Origin of the sequence: Staphylococcus sp. GDX8P54P, assembly GCF_017893165.1 — a bacterium.
GTDB lineage: Bacteria > Bacillota > Bacilli > Staphylococcales > Staphylococcaceae > Staphylococcus > Staphylococcus borealis.
Genome location: NZ_JAESMM010000011.1, coordinates 64,954 through 91,344, shown reverse-complemented (window position 1 = coordinate 91,344; position 26,391 = coordinate 64,954). Strand labels below are relative to the sequence as shown.

The window sequence follows — 26,391 nt, the reverse complement described above, 5'->3', positions numbered from 1 at the left end:
AGGCGCTTAAATCAAGCTTTTCTCAGTTCTAGTCATCCTTGCGGGCGGGGCCCCAACAAAGAGAATTTCACTAAGAAATTCTACAAGCAAAGCAAGTTGGGAGTCGGGGCCCCAGCAAAGAGAATTTCATCAAGAAATTCTACAAACAAAGCAAGCTGGGAGTGGACGACGAATTTAAAAGAATTCTGTCCCACTTCCTACTCCTTTTTTTAATTTGTATACCAATGAATAATTCTATTCGCACGTTCATTATTTTTTTCAGAGATTGCTTGTGTTCTTGGGATCGTTACATAGTCACGATAATCTTCTGTCCAGTGCTTGGGTAATTTAACAGGTGAATAGTTTCGCCATTTTGTTATCCACTGTTCGGGCAAAGGGCCTTCTTGGATAGGTTCATTCATTAAAGCTAAAAATATATGACTCCACGCTCGAGGTACCACTTGCCAAATATTATAACCGCCACCACCAAACATGAGTACTTTTCCTTTAGTATATAGTTGAGCTAGTTTATTAATGATATATGGTATTTCATATAAAGTTTCTAGTGAACAACTCATATGTGTTAATGGATCTAAATAATGAATATCAACGCCATGCACACTAAGTAGGATGTCAGGTTTATATGCTTGAATCACACTTGTTACGGATTCTTCAAATACCTTTAAATAGTTATCATTTTCTGTATAAGGCTCTAATGGCAAATTTACTGTATATCCATATCCTAAATCCTCACCACGCTCCGTGTAATGCCCTGATCCTGGAAATAAAAATTTACCTGTCTCATGAATGGAATAACACATTATCGTGTTATCTGTATAAAGACTCCATTGTGTACCGTCACCATGATGTGCATCGGTATCAATTACCATCACCCGTTGTTGATATTTTGAAGCAAGGTATTTCGCAGTTATAGCCACGTCATTATAAATACAAAATCCATTCGCGCGTCCAGGAAGACTATGGTGCAAGCCACCGCCTAAGTGACATCCATTTTGTAAATTTCCATTCATTATTTCATCTGCTAAATTTAGCGCACCACCTACAATGCGCGCACTATGTCTATGCATATGCCGAAATTGAAATGTATCATCAGTATTTAAACCATATTTTTGAGCTTCAGATGTGCTTAAAATACCATGTGAAGCGTGTTTAATTGCTTGGATATAATCATATTTATGAATTAAAGCAAGTTCGTCTTCATTTGCTATTCTAGGTTGGATAATTTGCTCATCATTTAATAAGTTCATCATTTGGAGTAATTCTGTCGTTAATTTTAATCGCATTTGATTAAAAGGATGATTATCATTGAAACGATATTTCAATAGTTCATCTGAGTATACATATCCCGTTTTTAAATTTTTTTGCATAAATATCATACCCCTTAAAGTTATAGCAGAAATGGCTAAAATAAAAATCGATTTTTGTAACGTAAATCATCAAAAGATTGTTGTTGGTCTAATGATATCCTTTTCCCAATTCTTGCCATTAGACAATTAGCTGGATGACTTGTGATTTCTGGATCATCTGTAGCAAATACTTCTAAGCCACCTTTAGACATTAACTTTTGCATCATTTTCTTATATTCAAAAACATCAAGTTTTGCATTTTTTAAATCCCAATGCCAGTAGTACTCAGTAGTTAAAACAATGTAATCTTCAAATTCATCTTGAGTGAGACTTAACGCAATAAGTTCGCCACCAAGATGAAATTGTCTATAATTACGTTGTACTTCTATTGCACCTAACTCTAATAAATAAGGCAATTGACCTTCAGCCCATCTTTCAAAGTCGTCAGGATAGTGATAGGTGACATAACCGATAATATACTTATCTTCTCGAGCTATATAAATGCGTCCCTCTGGCAATTGAGTTATTTCAAGTAAAGCTTCAAACTGGTCATTTGAAGGTCTAAAGGCATTTAATGATTCGTCGAAAGAAAGCGTTTTCAAATATTGATATGAAACAGGCCCTTCAATTGTGAAATGCTTATCTTTTATTGTAAGGTGCTTGGTTACATGCGTTTTGATATGTTTCATTAATCTCACTCCCAATACGAACTACTATTATAGTTATTTTATATTTATTTAGAGAAATAAACAAATTAAATTGTAATAATTATCTAAAAATTTTGAATAACACAAAAATTAATGTATAATACTTTTTAAAGAAAGCGATTTCATTAAACAAGGGGGAGTTTACAATGAAAGTAGAAGTGTTTGAAAGCGAGAAAGGTAATTATAATTTACAAGATTATGAAAAAACTTATCAAGACTTTGATTGGGACGAAGTGAAAAAAGCTTTCTCATGGAATGAAACTGGAAAAATTAATATGGCTTATGAGTGCATAGATCGCCATGTCGATAATGGCAAAGGTGAAAAAATTGCACTTAACTATAGAGATGAAAAGCGTAAAGAACAATATACGTTTAAAGAATTAAAAGTATTATCAAATAAAGCTGCAAATGTATTAGTTGATAAAGCAAATGTTCAAAAAGGGGATCGTGTGTTTATCTTTATGCCTAGAACACCTGAACTCTATTTTGCTTTTCTTGGTATTTTAAAGATAGGTGCTATCGTGGGACCTCTATTTGAAGCCTTTATGGAAAAAGCAGTGACGGATAGGTTAGATAATAGTGAGGCAAAAGTTATTATTACGACAAACAGTTTAGTTAATCGAATTCCTAAGGAGAAATTACCACATCTTGAGACGATTATAGTCGTTGATGAGGATGTAGATGAACAATATATAGATTTTAATAAAGAATTGCATCATGCTAGTGAATCATTTGATATCGAATGGTTGAAAGAAGATGATGGACTTATCTTGCATTATACATCTGGTTCTACTGGTCAACCTAAAGGTGTATTACATGTTCAAAAGGCCATGTTACTTCACTATATTTCAGGTAAATACGTATTAGATTTAAAAGAAGATGACATATACTGGTGCACAGCTGATCCTGGATGGGTTACAGGAACATCTTATGGCGTCTTTGCACCTTGGTTAAATGGCGTAACGAATTGTATTGCTGGAGGACGATTCTCACCTGAACAATGGTATAGCATGATTGAAACATTTAAAGTAACGATTTGGTATACTGCACCGACTGCACTAAGAATGTTGATGAGTGCGGGTGATGATATCGTTGAGAAATATGATTTATCATCATTACGTTCAATATTATCAGTAGGTGAGCCTTTAAACCCTGAAGTTATAAAATGGTCTAAAGATGTTTACGATAAACGCGTGTTAGATACATGGTGGATGACTGAAACAGGCGGACATATGATTGTAAATTACCCTGCAGTTGATGTTAAATTAGGCTCAATGGGTAAACCACTCCCAGGTATTGAAGCTGCTATTGTTGATGATTCAGGTAATGAGTTACCACCAAATCGAATGGGTAATTTAGCTATCAAGAAAGGTTGGCCATCAATGATGTATTCAATTTGGAAGAACCCTGAAAAATATGACTCATATTTCATTGGCGATTGGTATGTATCTGGAGATTCTGCGTATCAAGATGAAGATGGTTATTTCTGGTTCCAAGGACGCGTTGATGATGTCATTATGACTGCTGGTGAGCGTGTGGGTCCTTTCGAAGTAGAATCTAAATTGGTTGAACATGAAGCGGTTGCGGAAGCTGGGGTTATCGGTAAGCCAGATCCAGTCAGAGGTGAAATTATCAAAGCCTTTATTTCATTACGACAAGGTTATGAACCATCTGACGAATTAAAGACAGAAATTCGTAAGTTTGTTAAAGAAGGATTATCAGGTCATGCAGCACCAAGAGAAATAGAATTTAAAGATAAATTACCAAAAACACGTTCAGGTAAAATTATGAGACGTGTATTGAAAGCTTGGGAGCTTAACTTAGATGCAGGTGATTTAAGTACAATGGAAGATTAAATCATTTATTAGACAAGATCTGGGACATAATTCCTAGTCAAATAACCAGCGAATGAGTTTTTACAACTTCATTTGCTGGTTTCTTTATTTACATTAATTCGTATTGTTACTTTACTTGTCCAACTTGCTTAATTTGTAAATCTATTTTGAGATAGTCTTTGTTTGGGCTCAATGATTAACTACATTCTACTATCCATTTTAGATCACATGATTTAAGAGATTTTGTTCTTAGAATTATTAAATTACTGTTCAATTTAGAAATAATCGTTCTAAATTTTAAATAAAGTAATAATGTATTTTTACCTAAAAAGTTAATGATTTACATTCAGTATATATTTAAATTAGTTGATTTATCATAAAATTAAGTTAAATTTTACACAAATCATTGGAAACGCTCTCAAAAATTCGACATCGCTTTCATTGTTAGTTATTATTAGTATGTAAGGTTAAAAGAAACCTTAAAACATTTGTTTGAGGTATTCTTACATAAATCAAACTAAAATTAATAAGGGGTTGAAATAAGTTGGCACATTTATCAGATTTAGACATTGCTAATCAATCAGAACTTAAACCTATTGGAGAAATCGCTAAAAAAGCTGGCATCCCAGCAGATGCTTTAGAACAATATGGTCACTATAAAGCTAAGATTGATATCAATCAAATCAAACCTAAAGACAACAAAGGGAAAGTCGTTTTAGTAACTGCTATGAGTCCTACGCCAGCAGGTGAAGGTAAATCTACAGTTACAGTTGGATTATCTGATGCGTTCAACGAATTAAATAAAAATGTAATGGTCGCTTTACGTGAACCAGCATTAGGACCTACATTTGGTATTAAAGGTGGGGCAACTGGTGGTGGTTATGCACAAGTATTACCAATGGAAGACATTAACTTACACTTCAATGGTGACTTCCATGCCATTACTACTGCTAACAATGCGTTATCTGCATTTATAGACAACCACATCCATCAAGGTAACGACTTAGGCATTGATGTACGTCGTGTTGAATGGAAACGTGTATTAGACATGAACGACCGTGCATTACGTCATGTGAACGTTGGTTTAGGTGGACCTACAAATGGTGTACCACGTGAAGATGGCTTCAACATTACAGTTGCTTCAGAAGTAATGGCTATCTTATGTTTAGCTCGTAATATTAATGACTTAAAAGAAAAAATTAGTCGTATTACTATCGGCTATACTCGCGACCGTAAACCAGTTACAGTTGCTGACTTAAAAGTTGAAGGTGCATTAGCAATGATTTTAAAAGATGCTATTAAACCTAACTTAGTTCAAACAATTGAAGGTACACCTGCATTAGTTCATGGTGGACCATTCGCAAATATTGCACATGGTTGTAACTCTATTTTAGCTACAGAAACTGCACGTGATCTTGCAGATATCGTTGTAACTGAAGCAGGATTCGGTTCAGACCTTGGTGCTGAGAAATTTATCGACATCAAAGCTAGAGAAGCTGGCTTCGAACCATCAGCAGTCGTATTAGTTGCAACAGTTCGTGCGCTTAAAATGCATGGTGGCGTAGCAAAAGATGATCTTAAAGAAGAAAACGTTGAAGCTGTAAAAGCTGGTATCGTTAACTTAGAACGTCACGTTAATAACATCCGTAAATTCGGAGTTGAACCAGTTATCGCATTAAATGCATTTATTCATGATACTGATGCAGAAACTGAAGCTGTAAAAGCTTGGGCTAAAGAAAATAACGTTAGAATCGCTTTAACTGAAGTTTGGGAAAAAGGCGGTAAAGGTGGCGTTGAATTAGCTAACCAAGTATTAGAAGTTATCGAACAACCAAATGATTTCAAATTCTTATATGATTTAGATCAATCATTAGAAGAAAAAATTGAAACAATCGTAAAAGATATTTACGGTGGTTCTTCAGTAACATTCAGTAAAAAAGCTAAAAAACAATTAAAAGAATTTACTGATAATGGATGGGGTAAATATCCAATCTGTATGGCTAAAACACAATATTCATTCAGTGATGACGCTACTGCATTAGGAGCACCAACTGATTTTGATATTACAATTAGAGAATTAGAAGCTAAAACAGGTGCAGGATTTATTGTTGCCTTAACAGGTGCAATTATGACTATGCCTGGATTACCTAAGAAACCAGCTGCGTTAAATATGGACGTTACAGAAGATGGTCATGCAGTAGGTTTATTCTAAAGCAATAATATATAGTAAATAAAAATTATATGTATACGAAGATACATGATTAAATCTGTCGACAAAGTGTTACACTTTGTCGGCTTTTTTAATGAGCAATGTATGAAAATAAAATGTATAAAATAAAACTACTCTATAGTTAAGATGAAATTATGCAGGTTGATGATTCGTTAATTCAGGATTTGTTAATAAATGATGGTAGATATGATATCGCTTGGCATGACGATATTCTTCTTTGTTAATTACACCTTCAACGAGCATGCGCTTTAACACATAATGTTGACGATCGACACTAATTTTAACCGCTTTATATGGTTTTAATTCACCATTTTCTTCATATGGCGTATAAACATAAGGACTCTGTAATAAGCCGATAAGATAAGCAGATTGGGCAATGTTTAAGTCTTTCGGAGGTATACCAAATAAGCTGTATGACGCTGATGCGATACCTGTAATATTATTGCCTTCATAATCTCTACCAAAAGGTACAATATTTAAATATGTATAAATAATCTCATTCTTTGATAATAATTTTTCTAAACGCATTGCCAATATAAGTTCGTTTGCTTTACGACTATATGTTTTTTTACTTGATAATACCTGATTTTTAACTAGTTGTTGGGTTATTGTACTACCACCAGAACTTTGATCAAGATCAAATACATCTTGAATCATCGCACGTACGAGCGCTTTCGGCAAAATACCATTATGTTTAAAGAACATGGTATCTTCTGAAGAGGTAAGTGCTTTGATAACATTTGGATTAACGTGTTTTGGACCGACGATAAGAGAATTTTCGGATTTGTCATATTCCTCTAACACATTAGAATTATTATGATTTATTAAATCATCACCGGCAAAGTGAAGTACTTTTTGTTGTAATTCACTATCACTTATTTGAGATGATTCATGTGTTAAGTGATTAAAGTAGATGACTGTTCCTATAAATCCAATCATGCTCACCAATAAACCAACACTAAATAAGCCTACAATGATATGTTTTACTTTTTTGTAGGATTTTTCAAATGTATTAAACTTTGAGTCTCTATTTGTGTTGGTTGACATCCTTTTCATCTTAAACCTCCTAAAATTTAAGTATAGTATATCATATTCGCATATTTGACTTTTATATTTTTTATACTTATAATTAATTACAATTCAATATCTTTTGGATATGAGGACAAGTAATATATTTGTGATTTTCAGAGAGTTAGTGGTTGCTGTGAACTAATAATTACGCTTATATGAATACACCTTATGATGAATTATCCAACGTTTTATTAATGAACGTATCATTGATAAAGTGAATAGCTATTTGCTATTTAAGTATGGTGGTAACGTGCTCAAGCGCCCTTACATGTTGTATGTGTAAGGGCGCTTTTTATTTTACCTTAAATAGAGTATCAATCATCAATGATTAATAAATCAATATATATAGGAGGAATAAATTATGACTAATGCATTAATTGAAGAACTACAATGGAGAGGCTTAATTTATCAACAAACTGATGAAAAAGCGATTGAAGAACTGTTAAATAAAGAACAAATTTCATTATATTGTGGTGCTGATCCAACAGCCGATAGTTTACATATCGGCCATTTATTACCATTTATGACTTTACGTCGTTTCCAAGAACATGGTCATAAACCAATTGTATTAATTGGTGGTGGAACAGGTATGATTGGTGACCCATCTGGGAAATCTGAAGAGCGTGTATTACAAACTGAAGACCAAGTAGAAGCTAATGTTAAAGGTATTAGTGATCAAATGCATAGATTATTTGAATTTGGTTCTGACAAAGGTGCGGTACTCGTTAATAATAAAGATTGGTTAAATCAAATTTCATTAATCGATTTCTTAAGAGATTATGGTAAGCACGTTGGTGTGAACTATATGTTAGGTAAAGATTCAATACAATCTCGTCTTGAAAATGGTATTTCATACACTGAGTTCACATATACAATACTACAAGCAATTGATTTCGGACATTTAAATCGTGAATTAAATTGTAAACTGCAAGTAGGTGGTTCTGACCAATGGGGAAATATCACAAGTGGTATTGAATTAATGCGTCGTATGTATGGTCAAACTGAAGCTTATGGCTTAACTATTCCATTAGTGACGAAATCGGATGGTAAGAAATTTGGTAAGTCAGAATCAGGTGCAGTTTGGTTAGATGCTGATAAAACAAGTCCATACGAATTTTATCAATTTTGGATTAATCAATCAGATGATGATGTCATTAAGTTCCTAAAATACTTTACATTCCTAGATAAAGATGAAATTGATCGTTTAGAACAATCTAAAAATGAACAACCTCATTTAAGAGAAGCACAAAAAGCATTAGCAGAAAGCGTGACAGAATTTATCCACGGAAAAGAAGCATTAAATGATGCTATTCGTATTTCTCAAGCGTTATTTAGCGGTGATTTAAAATCATTATCAGGTAAAGAATTAAAAGAAGGTTTCAAAGATGTACCACAAGTTGAATTATCAACTGAAACTACAAACATCATTGACGCATTAATTGAAACAGGAATTGCATCATCTAAACGTCAAGCACGCGAAGATGTTAATAACGGTGCGATTTATATTAATGGTGAGAGACAACAAAACGTGGACTTTGAATTAAGTGACGATGATAAAATTGATAATGAATTCACAATTGTTCGTCGTGGTAAGAAAAAATATTTCATGCTTAATTATAAATAAGCATTTTAAGTGAATGGGCAATGTAGCACAGTATTTACGATGATGCTACTTGCCCTTATTTTATGAAATGTTATTCAAATATAGTTATAATGAATATACTATAAGAACATAAAGAAGTGATGAAATGACAAATAATAAAGAAGAAATATTAATGAATAGCTTTAGAGATTTATTTAACAAAATAGGTTGGTTAAATAAAGATAAAATGGAACAAGCGCTTAAAGGATATAAGCCTTCGGAAGTCCACTGTATTGAAGCAATCAAAGAATATCAGAAACCTAATGTAAGGTATTTAGCGCATAAGTTATTTATGACGAGAGGTGCTATTAGTAAATTAACTAAGCGATTGCAACAAAAAGGATTAATTGAAAGTTTTAAAAGTGAAGATAATAAAAAGGAAATTTATTTTAAGTTGACTCATGAAGGTGAGAAAGTCTATCGCATTCACGCTGAACTACATGAAACATTTCAAGATAGAGATCAAACGGTTTTTGATAGTATGACTGAAGATGAATTTAAAAATATGATGACGTTTATAGAAAGATATAATGACCATTTAGACCAACTTATAGAACAGCAACAACGTACGCTTTAATTGTTAGAGTGGAATAATGAATTCGTAGCGAATTTTATTCCGCTCTTTTTTATATTTTGTTGACAAGGAAACAAAAAAGGTGTATATTTTGTTGACATGGAAACAATATACAGGAGGGTTCTAATGTCGAAAGTTAATGAACGTCAAGTTTCAAGAGAAATAATGATTGCTGCTTGGGCAATTGCATTAGGGGCTATAGCACCTATGTTAGATTCAACAATGATTAATATAGCAATTAAACAGTTAAATCATACATTTGGTACAACGCTCGATATCGTACAGTGGGGAATAACAGGTTATGTTCTTGCACTAGCGTTAATTATTCCAATAGCAGGGTGGTTGGTCAATCAATATAATGGAAAGTACGTATTTATTTCTGCTTCGATACTATTTGGGATGACATCAGTTTTAGCTGGTATCAGTTGGAATGTTGAGAGCTTTATTATATTTAGAATTATTCAAGGTATGTCTGCAGGCGTTATTACAACGTTAATGTTTACATTATTGATTAAGACAACAGGTCAAGACCATATTGGAAAAGTAATGGCAATTGTAAGTACACCTATGATTTTTGGACCTATTTTAGGACCAGTAATCGGTGGTGTTATCATTCATTTTGTGTCTTGGCGTTGGATGTTTTTTATTAATGTTATCGTGGTCATCGTTGCGATTCTTTTACAAATGAAATATTTACCAAACTTTAAGCCTTTAAATAAAGAGAAGTCTATTGATATGATTGGTGTTATTTTATTAGGATTAATCAGTATTTCTATGATTTATGGTTTGACGAAAGCGAGCGACTATCATAGTTTTTACAATACGACGACAATGGTTCTCTTAGTTGTAAGTTGTATTTTCATTATGTTGTATTTTGTTTATAACAAAATGAAGGATGATAATACAATATTACCTATTTCTCTATTCAAAAGAAGAAATTACACTGCATCATTCATAGGTCTCTTTCTTTCTAACATCGGTATCATGGGGCCAATGGTCATTATTCCATTATACTTTCAGACTTTTAAGCAGTTTTCGCCAATTGAAGCTGCTCTAGCACTGATACCACAGGGTCTGGGTATGCTTATTACAAGACCCTATATTGGTAAAGTTATTGATCAATTTGGTGCTAAATGGGTTGTTATTATCAGTGTTATTATCTCAATGTTTGGTTCAGTACCTTTATTATTTATAACTGAACATACAAGCATAGTTGTTCTATCATTGATACTCTTCTTAAGAGGTTGTAGTGTTGGTGGTATTAATTTAGGTCTCACTACGGATGCCTATATGGGGATGGATGAGCATAAATTGGCTGAAGCTGGTGTTGGTATTAATATGATTGAAAATGTTGGTTCAAGTTTCGGAACGGCCTTTATAGCAACAGTGCTTTCACTTGTAGTAAATCGATTAGGTTCTTCAATGGCGAATAATATCATTGCTTATCACGCTGGATTTTTAGTATCAGTTATAACTTTAATTCTTCTTGTGATTCCAGCGTTATTTTTAACTCAAAAATCGAAAAAGACGGTATAAACAATGTGATAAAAGAAAATAGGGGTGGAACAAAATTCTTTACGAATTTATTGTTCCACCCCCGCATGGGAGACTAAAGTTGAGAACCTTTATTTTATAGCTTTTGCTCAAAATCAGTCAGTAACTATAGATTGGCTAGATAATCACATTATATTAATATCATTATCTTAGCCTGATTTATATATATTATGTTACTTCCTACTGTATAAACTGACTATTGCCACTAAATTCTGACTCAGAATTTGATGATTGATTTGATGATGTAGCGGCTGATTGACTTTTAAGTTTTACATTGACGTTTAATGTTTTACCGTCACGAATAACCGTAAGTTTTGCTGTTTCGCCAGGCTTCTTATTTTGATATAGATATGTTCTTAAATCTGTGTCTTCTTTAACATTTTTGTCATCTATTTTTGTGATAATATCGCCTGTTTTTAATTCACTTGAACCACTTACTTTTGCAACATAAATTCCATCATCACGATCTGTATTTAATTCTTTTTTATATGAATCAGGTATATCACTTAAATTTAGTAAACCGATACCGATAGAAGGACGTTCGATTTTACCATGTTTAACTAGTTGTTCAATTGTAACTTTAACTTCATTACTTGGAATAGCAAAACCAATACCTTCTACTTGTTCGGCAGCTATTTTCATAGAATTGATGCCGACCAAGTTACCATTAATATCCACTAGTGCACCGCCAGAGTTACCAGGGTTGATCGCAGCATCTGTTTGTAAGACGTTAACTTTCGTACCACCTGAAGTCGTATTAGATTCGATTGTACGCTCATTGGCTGAAATAATACCTGAAGTTACTGAATTTGCAAATTCAAGACCTAATGGATTACCCATTGCAAAGACGCTATCTCCAGTTTGTACTTTAGAAGAATTTGCAAATTTAATCGATTTAATACCTTTCGTATTATCTATTTTTAAAACTGCAATATCTGAAACGCTATCTTTACCGATTAATTTTGCCTCAACTTGCTTACCACTATGAAGTTGCACTTTTATCTCAGAAGCACCACTTATAACATGTGTATTTGTCACAATATAAGCAGAATCGTTATCGATTTGGTAGATTACACCTGAACCTATACCGGCTTCTTCTGATTTTGATGATGATTTACCTTGTAAAAAATCTTCCAAACCATTGGCTTTCTGCATGTTGATGACACCAACAATCGCAGGAGAAACATCTTTTATCATTGCATTGACGGATTTGTATTTATCACTTTTTCCGTCTAGCACATTGCCACCTTTACTATTACTGGCTTCTTGAACTTGTGCGCCACCGTTATCGATTCCGACTAACCCCATTATTTTACTAGCTCCCAATACAAGTAATGCACCAATTATACCAGCAACTAATGCCACAATAACGGTTTTAAACCACGGAAATTTTGGCTTTCCAGGTTGAGGTTGCTGATAGGTGCTATGATTGGATTGATTTTCTTGATTAAATTCAGACATTTTTAACCTCCATTATAATATTAACCCTTTATTTAATTATGAAAGTTTTGATGAAATAATGCCAGTAATCCACCATCAGACTTTAGATGTATCTTTTGAAAAGTTGTTCAGAAATAAGGATAATGATAAAATCAATAAAGTATATATTTCAATAAGCAGGTGACATAATGTATCAATTTATCAGTAAACTATTAGATTTGATATTAGTCAAAATGGCTAAATCTTTGTATGTGATCGGTAAGGAGAATATTCCTAAAGATAATAAATTCGTCGTGACATGTACACACGAAAGTTATAATGAAGTAATCATGTTAGGAATGGCTTTAGTACCGAATGAAATTCATTATATGGCTAAGAAAGAATTATTTAAGAATAAATGGTTTGGCCAATTTTTAACTTTATTAAATGCGTTTCCTGTAGATCGCGAAAATCCAGGGCCAAGTACACTAAAAAGACCAGTCAATTTATTAAAAGACAATAAAACAGTAGGTATTTTCCCAACTGGACATCGTACTTCTGTTGAAGGTGCGCCATTAAAACGAGGTGCTTCAACGATTGCAATGTTAGGTAAAGCACCTATTTTACCAGCTGCGTATGTTGGACCAACAAAATTACACGGTTTAATTACAGGGCAGGCACTAATTAAATTTGGAGAACCTATTTACCCATCTGATATACCTAAAGATTTAAAGAGAAATGAGAAGATAGACTATCTCACTCATGAAATCGAGACACGTACAGCACAATTACAAAAAGAATTACATTTAATTCAAGATAGTTTAAATAAATAGAATGATATCGTTAGATGAATGTAGAACGATTGCAAAGAGTCTGGGACATCATTCCTAGAGAAATAGCCAGTAAATGCGTTTTAACAAACGCATTTACTGGTTTCTTTCTTTACAATACTTGATATTGTTGGCTCGCTTGCCCAACGTGCTTTGCTTGTAGAAACTGATTAACTCAGTTTCTCTGTGTTGGGGTCCTTCTTATGGGACAGCTTCATTCTGTAGTCCTCAAAAGAAATGCTTAGATGAACATTTACTCATTCTGTTGTGATGCTTGCCTAGGGGGATGGGTCGAGCCGCGGTTTTGTAAAGTAGTTCTTAGATAGATATTCACTCTATTAAGTTGTTTCGCTTTCCTGTGGGAAAGGCTCGTGCCTGTAGTCACTCGACACTTTCTTTTCCACTAGGAGTCTACACAACTACACTTCGTCATCTATCTTAGAACTACTTACGCAAGTGCAGTTGCACTTGTGTTCAATAAATAAGGTGCTAAGAGTCATCCAAGGTCATTCGTAGTTCATCTTTAGAATTTCTTACATAAGTGTGCTAGCACTTATGTTCATTAATAATCAACGCAAGCGTCTTGTCACAATACGTTGTATTTATATGTATTTTTAAATTGAAATACTAAAAAATATAATATGACTCAACTTACTCTACGAATAGAAACTCCAGTGCTTATTCCCCAAAATGATATTTCATATCATGTAAAAGATATTGTTGAAACAATTCCTGACAATGAATTAGAAGACTTCAGACATCACTGTGGTGCAACATCATACAATCCTAAAATATGGGATGTTTATAAAAGATAAAATAAAAAATATAAAAGTGACAGGTTTAATACTTAAATTTTGGAGTATGACGAAATTAATGATGAATCCATTTGCCCGAATAATCAACGACTAGGTTTTAAAAGATATACCTATCGCCATGATAAGTATGGTTTTAAATGAAACTTCAAGTTATATGAATGTGATGTTTGTTCAGAATGTCCGCTGAAGAATCAATGTATAAACTTTAATTCAAAATGAAAATAAAAAATAATGAAGCATTATAAATGGGAATATTTTAAATCCCGAATTAACAAAAAGCTTTCAAAACCAGAACAAAAAATATCTACAGTCAAAGAAAATTTATGTGGAGTAGATTTTTGGATTTATGAAGGTGATTTTAGGTTTCACTCGGATGTCTGTTCGAGGGATAGATAAAGCTAAAAGAGAACTAGGATTTGTGCTAATGGCACTTAATATAAGAAAAGTAACAGTTCAACGAGCTGAAAATAATCAAAAAAATTATAATAAAGACAATTTCTATATTATTTCAAAAGAAATTGTCTTTATTTACTTATCCAAGAGCCTTATGTCCCGGACCCTTGATTTACAATGATTTAATTAAGATCAAATGTAGTATTGTAATATTAAACACGTCAGCACAAAAGGGGCTAAGACAGAGTTTGAAAATTACTTATGTAAATAAGTCTAAATTGAAAACCAGTAAGTTATTTGATAAAGGATTTAAGTAAACTCAAAAACAAGAATAAGTATTCAAACAATACGATTTTTCAATCAACGGGCATTTTTGATAAGTATTTAAAATAATAAAATTATTTTAAATTTTACAATAAATTAAAAATGTAGCTACAAAATGATGTTAATATAAATTTGTGTACAACATAGAATTACATGAATATTTATCAATCTCGTATTTTATTTATAAACTAGGGGGCTTTGAATATGAAAAAAACAAATATTTTAGCATCATCAACTTTAGCAGGAGCATTGTTATTTGCAGGAGTGGGAGTACATCAAGCAAACGCTGCTGAAAGTGAAGTAACAGCTAACAATGCTGTAGCCATTGGAAGTAGTGTTTTGGCGGAACATGGGGACAGTCCAGAGAAACTAAATTTTAATAAACCACAAGATAAGGGGGATTATTATTTAATTCTTTTTGGTAATAAGTCTGGACATGGTTCAGGTGCTATTGAAGTTTACAAAGACGGTTTAGTTAAAGTTGGATCAGGTGCAGCTGCTGGAACTGAAAACGGAGAAATGACTAATGTAGGCTACTATCAATTTGATACAGCACAAGAAAATACATCTAATAATGTTGCAAATGACAATTCAAATAATGAACAACAAAATCAAGCAACTAATGATAATGTGCCTTCACAAAACAATCAAACTCAAAATTCAACTGTTGGTGAAGAAAATAGTAACACACAACAACAAAATCAAGCTACAACAAAAGCATTACCTGAATCAGGCGAACAATCTAATTCTAGTTTAGTTACTATCATCGCTTCAGTATTATTAGCAGCTGGTTCATTATTAACATTTAAACGTTTCAATACTAATAAATAGAAATTCTCAAACAATTTAAATCTTTGTGTATAATTTTGATTTGAAAAAGTAGTCTGGGACATAAATTATATAGTAATGCTATTTATCAAATTCGCAGTAGCTGACTGAACTGAGAAGGCGCTTCAATCAAGCTTTTCTCAGTTCTAGTCATCCATGCGGGGGTGGGACGACGAATTCAAAAGAATTCTGTCCCGCTCCCTTTTCATTTTAATAAAACCTAATTAAAATTATCAGAAAGAGAAATATTTTTGACAATTTAATAATAATAAATTTTCATAAAATGATTTAAAATTGACACATCAAAACCGCTTACATTTATGGTAAATTAATAAAGGAACTGTATACATAGTATAGTTATCGATAAAATAATTGAATATCGTACGTATTGGGAGTGAACGGAATGTTTAAGTTTTTTCAAAAATTAGGTAGATCCTTAATGCTGCCTGTTGCTGTATTACCTGCAGGTGCAATTATTGTTGGTATCGGTAATTTGCTTAAAGCACTAAATGTTTTACCAACAATATCACTATTCTTCACTACTGTAGGATCAGCCATATTGGGCCAACTTGGTCTTATCTTCGCAATTGGTGTAGCAATAGGCATGGCTAAGAAAAACGATGGTGCAGTAGCATTAGCAGGTGCATTAGGATATGCACTGGTTGTAAAAGTATTATCTCCAGAGTTCATCGCACCATTATTTAACATCAAAGTAAGTGCTGTCAACGATGGATTTAGTAAGATGGATAATTCAAATGTATTTATAGGTATTATTATAGGATTAATTGCAGCATACTGTTATAACAAATTCAGTGATGTTGAATTACCAACAGCATTATCATTCTTTAGTGGTAAGCGTTTAGTTCCAATTATGACTGTTTTTTATTGTACATTTTTAATTGCGATTTTACTATTTGCTTGGCCATTTATTTACTCTGCAATTGTAGCTTTTGGTAAATGGCTAATTGGTTTTGGACCATTTGGGGCATTTTTATACGGCTTCTTCAACCGACTATTAATTCCTACTGGACTTCACCATGCATTAAATGCAGTGTTCTGGTTTGATACAGCAGGCATAAATGATATCGGCAAGTTCCAAACTGGACAAGATGCTATTAAAGGTATTACTGGTCGATATCAAGCAGGATTTTTCCCAATTATGATGTTTGGTATGCCTGCCGCAGCGCTAGCAATGTATCATACTGCTGAATCAAGTCAGAAGAAACAAGTGTATGGTTGGTTTGTAGCAAGTGCTATTTCAGCATTTATGGTCGGCGTAACAGAACCGATTGAATTTGCGTTTATGTTTGTTGCACCAGTATTATTTGTGATTCATGCGTTATTAACAGGTTTATCATTATTTGTTGCTGCATTATTCCACTGGACAGCAGGCTTTTCATTTAGTGCAGGCTTAATCGATTATGCATTATCGTTAATTAATCCTGTTGCTAACCACCCGTTAATGATTCTGGTTCAAGGGATTGTATTTTTCGCGCTATATTACTTTATCTTTAGATTTGTTATTAAAATATTTAATCTTAATACAATTGGACGTGGCGATAATTTATTAGCGGATCCTACAGCTAATACAACTGAAAATGAAGATACAAAAGCTTCATCAAGTAAAAGTAAGTATTATCAATCTGCAAGTCAAATTCTTGAGGGGTTAGGTGGTAGTGACAATATTACTACGCTAACAAATTGTGCTACAAGATTAAGAATGGAATTAAAAGATAATTCCATAATTGATGAACAAAAAATTAGAAATGCTGGCGCAGTAGGTGTGACAAAAAGTGGTCAACATTCAGCACAAGTCATCATCGGCACACACGTACAACAAGTTGCGGATGAAATAGAAAAACAACTATAAATTGAAGAGAATCATTTTAAAAGTACGTCGACAGACAAAATATGTCTTAGTGATTTGATAAGATATAAGCATATTGATAAATATATGTTGTTCAACTAACTGATGAATTTTAGGAGGCACCTATAATTCATCAGTTTTTTTATAATAGCAATATTGACATTAAGTGTGAAGGCGTTAAGATTATAAGTATCAGAATATTCAAAAATAATGGAGCGAAAAAGCTATGAAATCAATACTATTTGATGTAGATGGTGTATTCTTAAGTGAAGAACGTTGCTTTGATACGTCAGCACTAACAATTGAAACATTACTTAAAAGTGAACAATTTTTAGGTATGGGGAAATCTTTTAAACTAAATGAATTAAATGATCAGCGTATTACTAAAATACGCAACAATATTTTTAAAAATGATATCATTCTAAATCGATTAAAATCGATGGGGTTAAATTCAAATTGGGATATGTTATTTGTCGTTTTTAGTATTCACTTTATACAACTGTTGAAACAACTTTCATTACAAGAACGAGAAGAGATATTAAACGAAAGTCATATCTCTGCTACAAGCATGCGCGAAATTCAACCATTCATCGACAAAGCGTATCAAATTAATTATGAATTGCCTATTGCGTTTATGAATCAAAGTCAAAGTGGTAAAGATAATATTTATGCAGAACTAGAACGCTATGCGATGGAACAGTTAAGTGTTAAAGATGCGAGTTTCTTCAAGCTGAAAGGACCATTATGGTATCTTACGAGAGACGTATACCAAGAGTTATACTTAGGATCTAACTTATTTGAACAAGTCGAACAAAAGCAACCGACGCTACATGGCATAGACGGCTTTATTTATCACGAAACTGTGCTAAGACCTGTTGAAGAAATTCAATCATTGCTTAATATGTTACAAGAGAAGGGCTATCATCTTGCTATTGCCACAGGTAGACCTAGAACTGAAACGTTAGTACCATTTGAATCACTCGGAATTAAATCATTCTTTTCAGATCAACATATTGTGACTGCAAGTGACGTAATGCAAGCTGAGAATGACTATCCTGACTTTGTACCACTTGGCAAGCCCAATCCGTTTTGTTATATTGCGACGTTAAATGGAAATAAAAAAGAAAATTATAAACAGTACATCACGGAACAAAATCACATAGTTAATAAAGAAGATGTAGTGGTAGTTGGAGATTCATTGGCAGATTTATTTTGTGCTAAGCAAATAGGTGCCACATTTATTGGTACATTAACAGGGTTGAAAGGGCAAGACGCACGTGAGGAATTAGAACATTATGAAGCGGATTATATCTTCGACCATATAGGTTTAATTAAGGATATTTTATGCTAAAGTTGAAATTTTAAGTGATTAAATTGTAAATTATAAATATTAAAAACCCCTTAATGATATAACGAAATCAATCATTAAGGGGTATAATTATGTGGATTCATAAGTTGTTTAATCTTAACTTAAGATAATTTATTTAACTGAAAGCGTAGTACCGTAAATTTTATTAAAACCACCTAACTGGTATAATGATTCAATGATTTCCTCTGTGACAGGTTGGTCAATAGATAATACCATCATGGCTTGGCCACCTTGTTCGTTTCTTCCTAATGACATTGATGCAATATTTATATGATGTTCACCTAATAATTGACCAGTCAAACCAACGATGCCAGGTTTATCACCATGATAAGAAACAAGTTGATAAGCATTTGGTTTAAAATCAACTGAGTAATTATTAATACGTACAATGCGTGCTCCGAAACCAGCAATGACAGTGGCACCAATTTTAACTTCTTCTGAATCACTAATTAAGTGAACTTGAATATAATTGCTGAAAGTACCTTGTGATGCTCGCTTCTCTACGTTTCGTGTAACACCTTGTTCATTTAATAGTGCGAATGCATTAATGATATTGACACGGTCACCTAAATCTTGTTCTAATATTCGCTTAACAATTGAACGAGTAATTAAATCTGTTTCTTGTTTGGCTACATCACCATTGAATGTGACTTTGATTTCTCTTGGTGCACCATCAATCAATTGAATGGCTAATTCACCAGATAACTCACCAATATCAATCCATTGTTGTGTTATGTCATCTATATCATTGAAACTAATTTTAGGTGCATTGACTGCATGAGTGACATTTCCCTTTTCCAAAATATCTATTATTTCTTCTGAAACTGAAACTGCTACTTTTTCTTGAGCTTCTACTGTTGATGCGCCTAAATGCGGTGTCACAATAATTTTCTCGTGATCTATTAGCGGTGAATCGGTAGGTGGTTCATGTTCAAAGACATCTAGTGCAGCCCGCGCAATTTGGTTGTGATTCAGTGCATACAATAATGCTTCTTCATCGATAATGCCACCTCGAGCAACATTAATAATTTGTAACGTTGGTTTTGCTTTTGAAAAGAATTCAGCATTAACGATACCTTTTGTTTTAGGTGTTAATGGTGTATGAACAGTTACAAAGTCAGCTTGCTTTGCGATTTCGTCAATAGTAGCAAGTTTAACACCGAGTTGTTGCGCTTTATCTTCAGTAAGGTAGGGGTCATAAGCTAATACGTTCATACCGAAACTTTGAAGGCGTTGTGCTACACCGATACCAATTCGCCCAGCGCCAATGACACCTAATGTTTTTTGATACAGTTCTACCCCTTTGAATGCTTTACGATCCCACGCTTTACTTTTTAAAGATGCGTGCGCTTGAGGAATATTGCGAGCCATCGCTAAAATCATCGCTACTGAATGTTCTGTTGCAGAGATGGTATTTCCATCAGGTGCATTAATTACAAGTATACCTTGTAGTGTAGCTGCATCAATATCAATATTGTCTACACCAACACCAGCTCGTGCAATCACTTTCAAGCTACTAGCGTGTTTAATCACTTGTTGGGTAACTTGAGTTTGGCTTCGAACGATTAAGCCTTCATAATCACCTATAATATTGATTAAAGCTTGTTCATCTAAATCCGTCTTAATATCTACGTTAAAATCAGGATGGTTTAATAAACTTTGTAAACCATCAGTTGAAATAGGATCTGAGACTAGAATGTTATGCTTCACTATGAATCACCTCTGAAAATTTTGTTATACCTTGCCCAATATAATTTGTCTGACGATAATCCGTAAGTATGACTTCTAATGCACTCACGACAGCTAGAATATCGAAAGGAGATACTTTACCCATATGGCCAATGCGTAAAATCTTTCCTTTTAATTTTCCTTGACCGCCAGCGATAGTAATATTGAATTTTGTTTTTAACGTTGACTTGATATGAGTCAGTTCGTCTTTATCTGTTGGTATAAACGATGTTACCGTAGGGGAAGCGAAATCATCTTCAACTAAAAGTTCCAAATCTAACGCACGTAATGCCGCTCTTAAACCATCTCTAATAATGTAATGACGTTTAATTGTATTTTCAAAGCCTTCAGCATTAATTAAGTCAGCATAAGCGTTAACAGCTCTAAATAATCCAACATTTGGTGTGAAAGGGGTTGAGTCCTGCTGTAATGAATCAAAATATTTATTTAAATTTAAGTAAAAGCGTGGTGTCGTTACTTCTTGGAAACGTTGCAATGCACGGTTAGAATAAGCTACGAAGGCTAGTCCAGGCGGTAGCATGATTGCTTTTTGGCTTCCAGAAACTAAAACATCAATGTAATCGCGTTTCAAATCAACATCGACTGCACCAATACAACTAACACCATCTACTATGAAATAGATAGCCTCATTGAATAGTTTCAACGCCTTACCTAATTCGGCTACAGGATGTAAAACAGCAGTTGAAGTTTCACAGAATTGTGTAAATACAGCTGTAATTGTATGTTCTAAATGACTGAGATATGTTATAAAATCAGTTACATTAACGGGTTGTCCCCATTCTACGTTATAAATATGGACATTCTTGTAATACGTTTCTGCAATTTGTTTGAAACGATTACCAAATGCACCTGACACAATAACGACGAAATGATCATCAGGATTGACGATATTCAACATGCTTGCCTCTAAGACACTTGTCCCACTTGATGTTAAAATCATAACCTCATTATCAGTACCAAAAATGGGCTTCAAGTTGTTGAAGGCTTTTTTGGCGATGATTTCAAAATCTGGAGAGCGATGACCGACCATTGGCAATCCTAATGCATGATTAATTTCATTTGGAACTGGCGTAGGTCCTGGTGTTAATAAAAGTGGTTCATAATAATTCATTAAAATTCCTCCCACGGTATAAGATTTTACCATTTTACCAAATATTCTGATAATTTAAAAGCGCAATCACCGCCACATGGTTAGGCTAAAGGTGATTGATGCTATTTACTGTATGGTTGCTTGAATTTGAATTTCTACATTATTACGAATCGCATTTGATATCATGCAGTTATGATCTGCGACTTCTAATAATTTAGGTAGTCGATTTTCAAGTTTTTCCTTTTCTGATGAAGTGACTAAAATTTTTGGATAATGTGAAATCGTCGCCATCTTGAATTTGCCATTTTCAAATAGGGCAGTACCTATCGAATCATTAGTAATTTGAATATTGGTAAATTTGGCTCTTTCTAATGTAGCTGCTAAAGAGATGATATAACAAGAAGATGCGGCAGAAACGAGTAATTCGTCAGGATTAGTACCTGTTCCGTTACCGCCAAGTGGTGCAGGTATGGAAATTTGTTCAGTAATCACATCGCCGCTAACAGTTCCTACTTCTTCGCGACCTCCACACCATTGGGTTTGTACTTTAAAGTCATGCTTAACCATTTATGTTTGACCTCCAGTTATATTATGGTAACTTTAGTGTAGTTTAAAGTGTGACATAATTAAAGAAAGGTGACTTCAATGAAAATAAATAGACCGAATCAAGCATTTCAAATCGTTGCGCATCGTGGTTTATCTAATCAATTTCCAGAAAATACACTATTAAGTTTTAAGGCTGCATTAATGCAACATGTTGATATGTTAGAAATTGATGTACATTTTAGTAAAGATCATCATTTAGTCGTTATACATGACGATACTATCGATCGTACTTCTAATGGTAAAGGTAAAGTCCAAGACTATACATTCGAAGAATTATCAACATTTGATTTTGGGATACAACATAATCCTTCTTTTATAAATACAAAAATTTCTAAATTTGAAGACGTATTATCCTTAAGTAAAAATTATTCAAAAACGTTACTTATTGAAATAAAAGTGCCACATCAGTATCCGGGTATTGAAGAAGCTGTTCTAAAAGCACTTAAAGCTTATAATGTGCCTGAGCATAAAGCGATTATTCAATCGTTTGATGATACATCTGTGAAGCGGTTAAGGTCATTAGGAAGTGTGTATCCATTAGGGTTACTTGTTAGTAGAAAGAAATATTGGTATAAATCTCCGGATTTTGAAGCAATATCACAGTACGCGGATTTTATTAATCCTAATTATAAATTAGTTACTTCTAAATTTATTAAAAATGCACACCGTCATTCATTGAAAGTAATACCGTACACTGTAAATCACTCGAAAGATGCTAAAAAACTAATACGTCTAGGTGTAGATGGCATCATATCTGATTTACCTGAAGTTCTCTTTAAGTTATAGAATTAAGCGAAAGGTTTATAAAAAAACCACCCATTCCATGAGGAAGGGTGGTTGTTCATTGTTATGAACTTATCTTGAGTAGTACTCAACGATTAATTGTTCATTGATTTCAGCTGGTAATTCGCTACGTTCAGGGAAGCGTACGAAAGTACCTTTTAAGCTATCTGCATCAAAGTCTAAGTATTCTGGTACGAAATTGTTAATTTCAACAGATTCTTTGATGATGTCTAAGTTTTGTGATTTTTCACGTACAGTGATAACTTGACCAGGTTTTAATGAGTAAGATGGGATGTCAACACGACGACCATCTACTTCAACGTGACCGTGACCAACTAATTGACGAGCTTGACGACGTGTACGAGCTAAACCTAATGAATATACAACTGCGTCTAAACGACTAGCTAATAAAATCATGAAGTTTTCACCATGTACACCGTGTTGTTTACCAGCGATGTCAAATGTGTTACGGAATTGTCTTTCAGTCATGCCATATAAATAACGTAATTTTTGTTTTTCACGTAATTGTAAACCATATTCTGATAATTTTTTACGTTGGTTTGGACCATGTTGTCCTGGTGCGTAAGGACGTTTTTCTAATTCTTTACCAGTACCGCTTAATGAGATACCTAAACGACGAGATTTTTTCCAGTTTGAACCTCTGAATCGAGCCATATTAAGACTCCTCCTTTTTCTTTTTTGTTGTTATGAATAAACAAAAAAGAGTGTTGCATGCCCAATAGGATATGTTGTTTTATGTGTCTTCACCTTATAGCGTCAGTTACGCGACACGTCCGCATTGGGAACAACATAGAGCTTATTGATATACAACTGCTATTTTCGTTAATTCACACAAAATCCATTGTAACAGTATTTATCAAAGTGTCAATACTTTTTAATTAATTCGTTAGTTGTTTTTCGAGAATTTGAACAATATTTTCTAAACCTTGCTGATCTTCTATTGTAAATCGGTCTTTAATTGGTGCATCGATATCTAAAACACCTATAATGTCGTTGTTAACGTGGATAGGAATAACAATTTCTGATTTACTATTTGCATCACATGCAATATGGCCTGGAAAAGCATGAACATCTTTAACTAATTGTGTTTGATTCTCTGCTACTGCAGTACCACAAACACCTTTACCAATTGCAATATGAACACAGGCTGGATGACCTTGGAAAGGGCCAAGGATAAGCTCGTCATTGTCAATAAGATAAAAACCGACCCAATTGATTTGGTCTAAATTATCGTTTAACAGGGCTGATGTATTACTTAAAATGGCAATAAGATTTTGTTCATCTTCAATTAAACTTTGAAGCTGTTTCATTAATAGATTGTAATTTGTTTCTTTTATTATTGGCATACACATACCTCATTTGTTATTTTTATTAAAATTATAAATGGAAAAATTTATTCTATCAATTCATTCATTTACTATTTTAATGAAAGCGGTAATTGCGTTATAATGATGATAATATAGGAGGAGAATGAGATGGTTTTATACACAATATTAGCAATAATTGTCATTGTTTTAATCATTGTAGGAATCATGTTTTATTTGCGTTCCAATAAACGAAAAGTTGTTGAAGACGCTGAAGAACGTAAATTAAAAGTTCAAAAATTACCTTTTGAAGAAAATTTAAAACAACTTTCTGCATTCAATTTAAAAGGTGAAACTAGAACGAAATATGATGCCTTTAAGCAAGACACCTTAGATTATACAAACAACTACTTAGCACCTGTGGAAGAGAAAATCCACGATGCTGAAATTCAACTTGATAAGTTTCAATTTTCTGGAGCACAAAGTGACATTGATGACGCACATGAGTTAATGGACAAATATGAGGCTGGCTACCAACAACAAGTTGAAGACGTAAATGAAATCGTAGCTTTACATAAAGAAAACGATCAAGTTTTTGAAAAATGTAAGACGAATTATCGAGAAATGAAACGTGATGTTTTAGCAAATAGACATCAGTTTGGTGATGCTGCATCACCTCTTGAAAAGAGAATAGAATCATTTGAACCAGAACTTGAACAGTATGAATTACTTAAAGCAGATGGTAATTATGTTCAAGCGCACAACCACATTATGGGGCTAAATGAATCGATGGAAGAAATTCAAGAATATATGGAAGAAATTCCGGAATTAATTCGTGAAGCGCAAAAAGAACTTCCAGGTCAGTTCCAAGATTTAAAATATGGTTGTCGTGATTTGAAGATGAATGGCTATGATTTAGATCATGTCAAAATTGATGGTACATTACAAAGTTTAAAAACAGAGTTAAATTTTGTGGAGCCAATGATTAGTCGTCTTGAGTTAGATAATGCAAATGATAAATTAGAACAAATCAATGATAAGCTTGATGAAATGTATGATTTAATTGAACATGAAGTCAAAGCAAAAAATGAAGTTGAAGAAACTAAAGAACAAATCACTGATGAATTATTTAAAGCACGTGAAATGAACTATACTTTACGTACTGAGATCGACTATATTCGTGAAAATTACTTCATTAACGAAAGTGATGTTCATAGTATTAGACAGCATGAGAACGAAATTCAAAACTTAGTCGCTGTTTATGATGACATTCTTAAAGAGATGGCAAAATCTGCAGTCCGTTATAGTGAAGTCAAAGACAACTTAGAATATTTAGACGATCATGTTAAAGTCATTAACGAGGACCAAGAAAAATTACAAAATCATCTCATCCAATTGAGAGAGGATGAAGCTGAAGCAGAAGATAACCTCTTACGTATCCAATCTAAAAAAGAAGAAGTTTATCGTCGACTTTTAGCTTCAAACTTAACGAGTGTGCCTGAACGCTTCATTATTATGAAAAATGAAATTGATCATGAAGTACGTGAGACAAATGATCAATTTAGTGAACGACCAATCCACGTAAAACAACTTAAAGATAAAGTTGCTAAAATTGTTATTCAGATGAATACATTTGAAGATGAAGCAAACGATGTATTGATAAATGCGGTATATGCAGAACGCTTAATTCAATATGGAAACCGTTATCGTAAGGATCATAATAATGTAGATAAAAGTTTAAATGAGGCAGAACGCTTATTTAAAAATAATCGTTATAAACGCTCAATCGAAATTTCAGAACAAGCACTAGAAAGTGTAGAGCCTGGAATTACAAAATACATTGAAGATGAGGTAGCGAAAGGTTAGTTGAAATTTTAATGTTGTATATAACTTTATCGCGTTATTTTAAAATGAAACCTGTCTAAATAAAAATATATGTAGGCTACATCGCAAAGTTGCAGTAGCTAACTGAATTGAGAATGAAGTATAATGCAACTGTTCTCAAAGCCAGTCATCCTCGTAAGGGGTGGAACA

20 protein-coding genes and 1 pseudogene are annotated in these 26,391 nt (G+C 33.4%); 12 read left to right on the top strand and 9 right to left on the bottom strand.

Annotated elements, in window-relative coordinates; genetic code table 11:
• Positions 1–209: 209 nt before the first annotated feature.
• A complete protein-coding gene (locus KA909_RS06030) occupies positions 210–1,367 on the bottom strand; it encodes an acetoin utilization protein AcuC (RefSeq protein ID WP_193839212.1) in 1,158 nt (385 codons plus the stop codon).
• Positions 1,368–1,402: 35 nt separating this feature from the next.
• The gene (locus KA909_RS06025; protein ID WP_210130044.1) at positions 1,403–2,035 is read right to left on the bottom strand and encodes a GNAT family N-acetyltransferase; all 633 of its coding nucleotides are present in this window, start codon (positions 2,033–2,035) and stop codon (positions 1,403–1,405) included.
• 164 nt (positions 2,036–2,199) lie between these two features.
• Here KA909_RS06025 and acsA point away from each other — a divergent pair, with 164 nt between their 5' ends.
• Together acsA and KA909_RS06015 are read left to right on the top strand one after the other, a co-directional pair.
• Entirely contained in the window at positions 2,200–3,909 is a 1,710-nt protein-coding gene (gene acsA / locus KA909_RS06020; RefSeq protein ID WP_193839213.1) for an acetate--CoA ligase, read from the top strand.
• A 523-nt stretch (positions 3,910–4,432) separates the two neighbouring features.
• Positions 4,433–6,100, top strand: a complete 1,668-nt coding sequence (locus KA909_RS06015; protein ID WP_210126226.1) for a formate--tetrahydrofolate ligase — start codon at positions 4,433–4,435, stop codon at positions 6,098–6,100.
• A gap of 150 nt (positions 6,101–6,250) precedes the next feature.
• Here the strand turns inward: KA909_RS06015 and KA909_RS06010 are convergent, their stop codons facing one another.
• Positions 6,251–7,174, bottom strand: a complete 924-nt coding sequence (locus KA909_RS06010; RefSeq protein ID WP_481906436.1) for a transglycosylase domain-containing protein — start codon at positions 7,172–7,174, stop codon at positions 6,251–6,253.
• 376 nt (positions 7,175–7,550) lie between these two features.
• Here KA909_RS06010 and tyrS point away from each other — a divergent pair, with 376 nt between their 5' ends.
• The 3 genes from tyrS (at position 7,551) to KA909_RS05995 (ending at position 10,941) form a co-directional block, all read left to right on the top strand.
• Positions 7,551–8,813: a tyrosine--tRNA ligase gene (tyrS, locus tag KA909_RS06005; RefSeq protein WP_193839214.1), complete on the top strand. Its 1,263-nt coding sequence runs from the start codon at positions 7,551–7,553 to the stop codon at positions 8,811–8,813.
• Positions 8,814–8,937: 124 nt separating this feature from the next.
• Complete coding sequence (locus KA909_RS06000; protein WP_193839215.1) at positions 8,938–9,408, top strand: MarR family winged helix-turn-helix transcriptional regulator; 471 nt, start codon at positions 8,938–8,940, stop codon at positions 9,406–9,408.
• Between the two features lie 123 nt (positions 9,409–9,531).
• Positions 9,532–10,941, top strand: coding sequence for a DHA2 family efflux MFS transporter permease subunit (locus KA909_RS05995; protein WP_210130043.1), 1,410 nt, complete (start codon positions 9,532–9,534; stop codon positions 10,939–10,941).
• A 198-nt stretch (positions 10,942–11,139) separates the two neighbouring features.
• Here the strand turns inward: KA909_RS05995 and KA909_RS05990 are convergent, their stop codons facing one another.
• Positions 11,140–12,420 (bottom strand): S1C family serine protease, encoded by a 1,281-nt coding sequence (locus KA909_RS05990; protein ID WP_193839217.1) that lies wholly within the window; start codon positions 12,418–12,420, stop codon positions 11,140–11,142.
• Between the two features lie 167 nt (positions 12,421–12,587).
• Between KA909_RS05990 and KA909_RS05985 the strand changes: the two genes are divergently transcribed.
• The 5 genes and pseudogenes from KA909_RS05985 to KA909_RS05965 all read left to right on the top strand — a co-directional run bounded on the left by KA909_RS05985 (position 12,588) and on the right by KA909_RS05965 (position 18,786).
• The gene (locus KA909_RS05985) at positions 12,588–13,211 is read left to right on the top strand and encodes a lysophospholipid acyltransferase family protein (RefSeq protein ID WP_193839218.1); all 624 of its coding nucleotides are present in this window, start codon (positions 12,588–12,590) and stop codon (positions 13,209–13,211) included.
• Between the two features lie 780 nt (positions 13,212–13,991).
• Positions 13,992–14,597: pseudogene (locus KA909_RS05980) on the top strand (transposase); the annotation flags it as partial.
• 347 nt (positions 14,598–14,944) lie between these two features.
• Positions 14,945–15,571, top strand: a complete 627-nt coding sequence (locus KA909_RS05975) for an LPXTG cell wall anchor domain-containing protein (protein ID WP_193839220.1) — start codon at positions 14,945–14,947, stop codon at positions 15,569–15,571.
• Positions 15,572–15,971: 400 nt separating this feature from the next.
• The gene (nagE, locus tag KA909_RS05970) at positions 15,972–17,438 is read left to right on the top strand and encodes an N-acetylglucosamine-specific PTS transporter subunit IIBC (protein WP_053029637.1); all 1,467 of its coding nucleotides are present in this window, start codon (positions 15,972–15,974) and stop codon (positions 17,436–17,438) included.
• A gap of 223 nt (positions 17,439–17,661) precedes the next feature.
• Complete coding sequence (locus tag KA909_RS05965) at positions 17,662–18,786, top strand: HAD family hydrolase (RefSeq protein ID WP_210130042.1); 1,125 nt, start codon at positions 17,662–17,664, stop codon at positions 18,784–18,786.
• A gap of 129 nt (positions 18,787–18,915) precedes the next feature.
• On the opposite strand, the gene serA is transcribed toward KA909_RS05965, so the two are convergent.
• From serA to KA909_RS05950, 3 genes are all read right to left on the bottom strand, one after another.
• On the bottom strand, positions 18,916–20,514 hold the full coding sequence (gene serA, locus KA909_RS05960) for a phosphoglycerate dehydrogenase (RefSeq protein WP_193839223.1): 1,599 nt from the start codon (positions 20,512–20,514) through the stop codon (positions 18,916–18,918).
• Positions 20,504–21,664 carry a pyridoxal-phosphate-dependent aminotransferase family protein gene (locus KA909_RS05955; protein ID WP_193839224.1) on the bottom strand — a complete coding sequence of 387 codons (1,161 nt, stop codon included), beginning with the start codon at positions 21,662–21,664 and terminating at the stop codon, positions 20,504–20,506. The genes serA and KA909_RS05955 overlap by 11 nt, the downstream gene beginning before the upstream one ends.
• Before the next feature lie 105 nt (positions 21,665–21,769).
• Positions 21,770–22,210 (bottom strand): OsmC family protein, encoded by a 441-nt coding sequence (locus tag KA909_RS05950; RefSeq protein ID WP_193839225.1) that lies wholly within the window; start codon positions 22,208–22,210, stop codon positions 21,770–21,772.
• A 78-nt stretch (positions 22,211–22,288) separates the two neighbouring features.
• Here KA909_RS05950 and KA909_RS05945 point away from each other — a divergent pair, with 78 nt between their 5' ends.
• The gene (locus tag KA909_RS05945) at positions 22,289–23,035 is read left to right on the top strand and encodes a glycerophosphodiester phosphodiesterase (protein WP_193839226.1); all 747 of its coding nucleotides are present in this window, start codon (positions 22,289–22,291) and stop codon (positions 23,033–23,035) included.
• A gap of 69 nt (positions 23,036–23,104) precedes the next feature.
• Here the strand turns inward: KA909_RS05945 and rpsD are convergent, their stop codons facing one another.
• Together rpsD and KA909_RS05935 are read right to left on the bottom strand one after the other, a co-directional pair.
• Positions 23,105–23,707, bottom strand: coding sequence for a 30S ribosomal protein S4 (gene rpsD / locus KA909_RS05940; RefSeq protein ID WP_011275505.1), 603 nt, complete (start codon positions 23,705–23,707; stop codon positions 23,105–23,107).
• Positions 23,708–23,931: 224 nt separating this feature from the next.
• On the bottom strand, positions 23,932–24,399 hold the full coding sequence (locus tag KA909_RS05935) for a GAF domain-containing protein (RefSeq protein ID WP_193839227.1): 468 nt from the start codon (positions 24,397–24,399) through the stop codon (positions 23,932–23,934).
• A gap of 129 nt (positions 24,400–24,528) precedes the next feature.
• On the opposite strand from KA909_RS05935, the gene ezrA reads away from it, so the two are divergent.
• On the top strand, positions 24,529–26,223 hold the full coding sequence (ezrA, locus tag KA909_RS05930) for a septation ring formation regulator EzrA (RefSeq protein ID WP_193839228.1): 1,695 nt from the start codon (positions 24,529–24,531) through the stop codon (positions 26,221–26,223).
• The last annotated feature ends 168 nt before the right edge of the window (positions 26,224–26,391 follow it).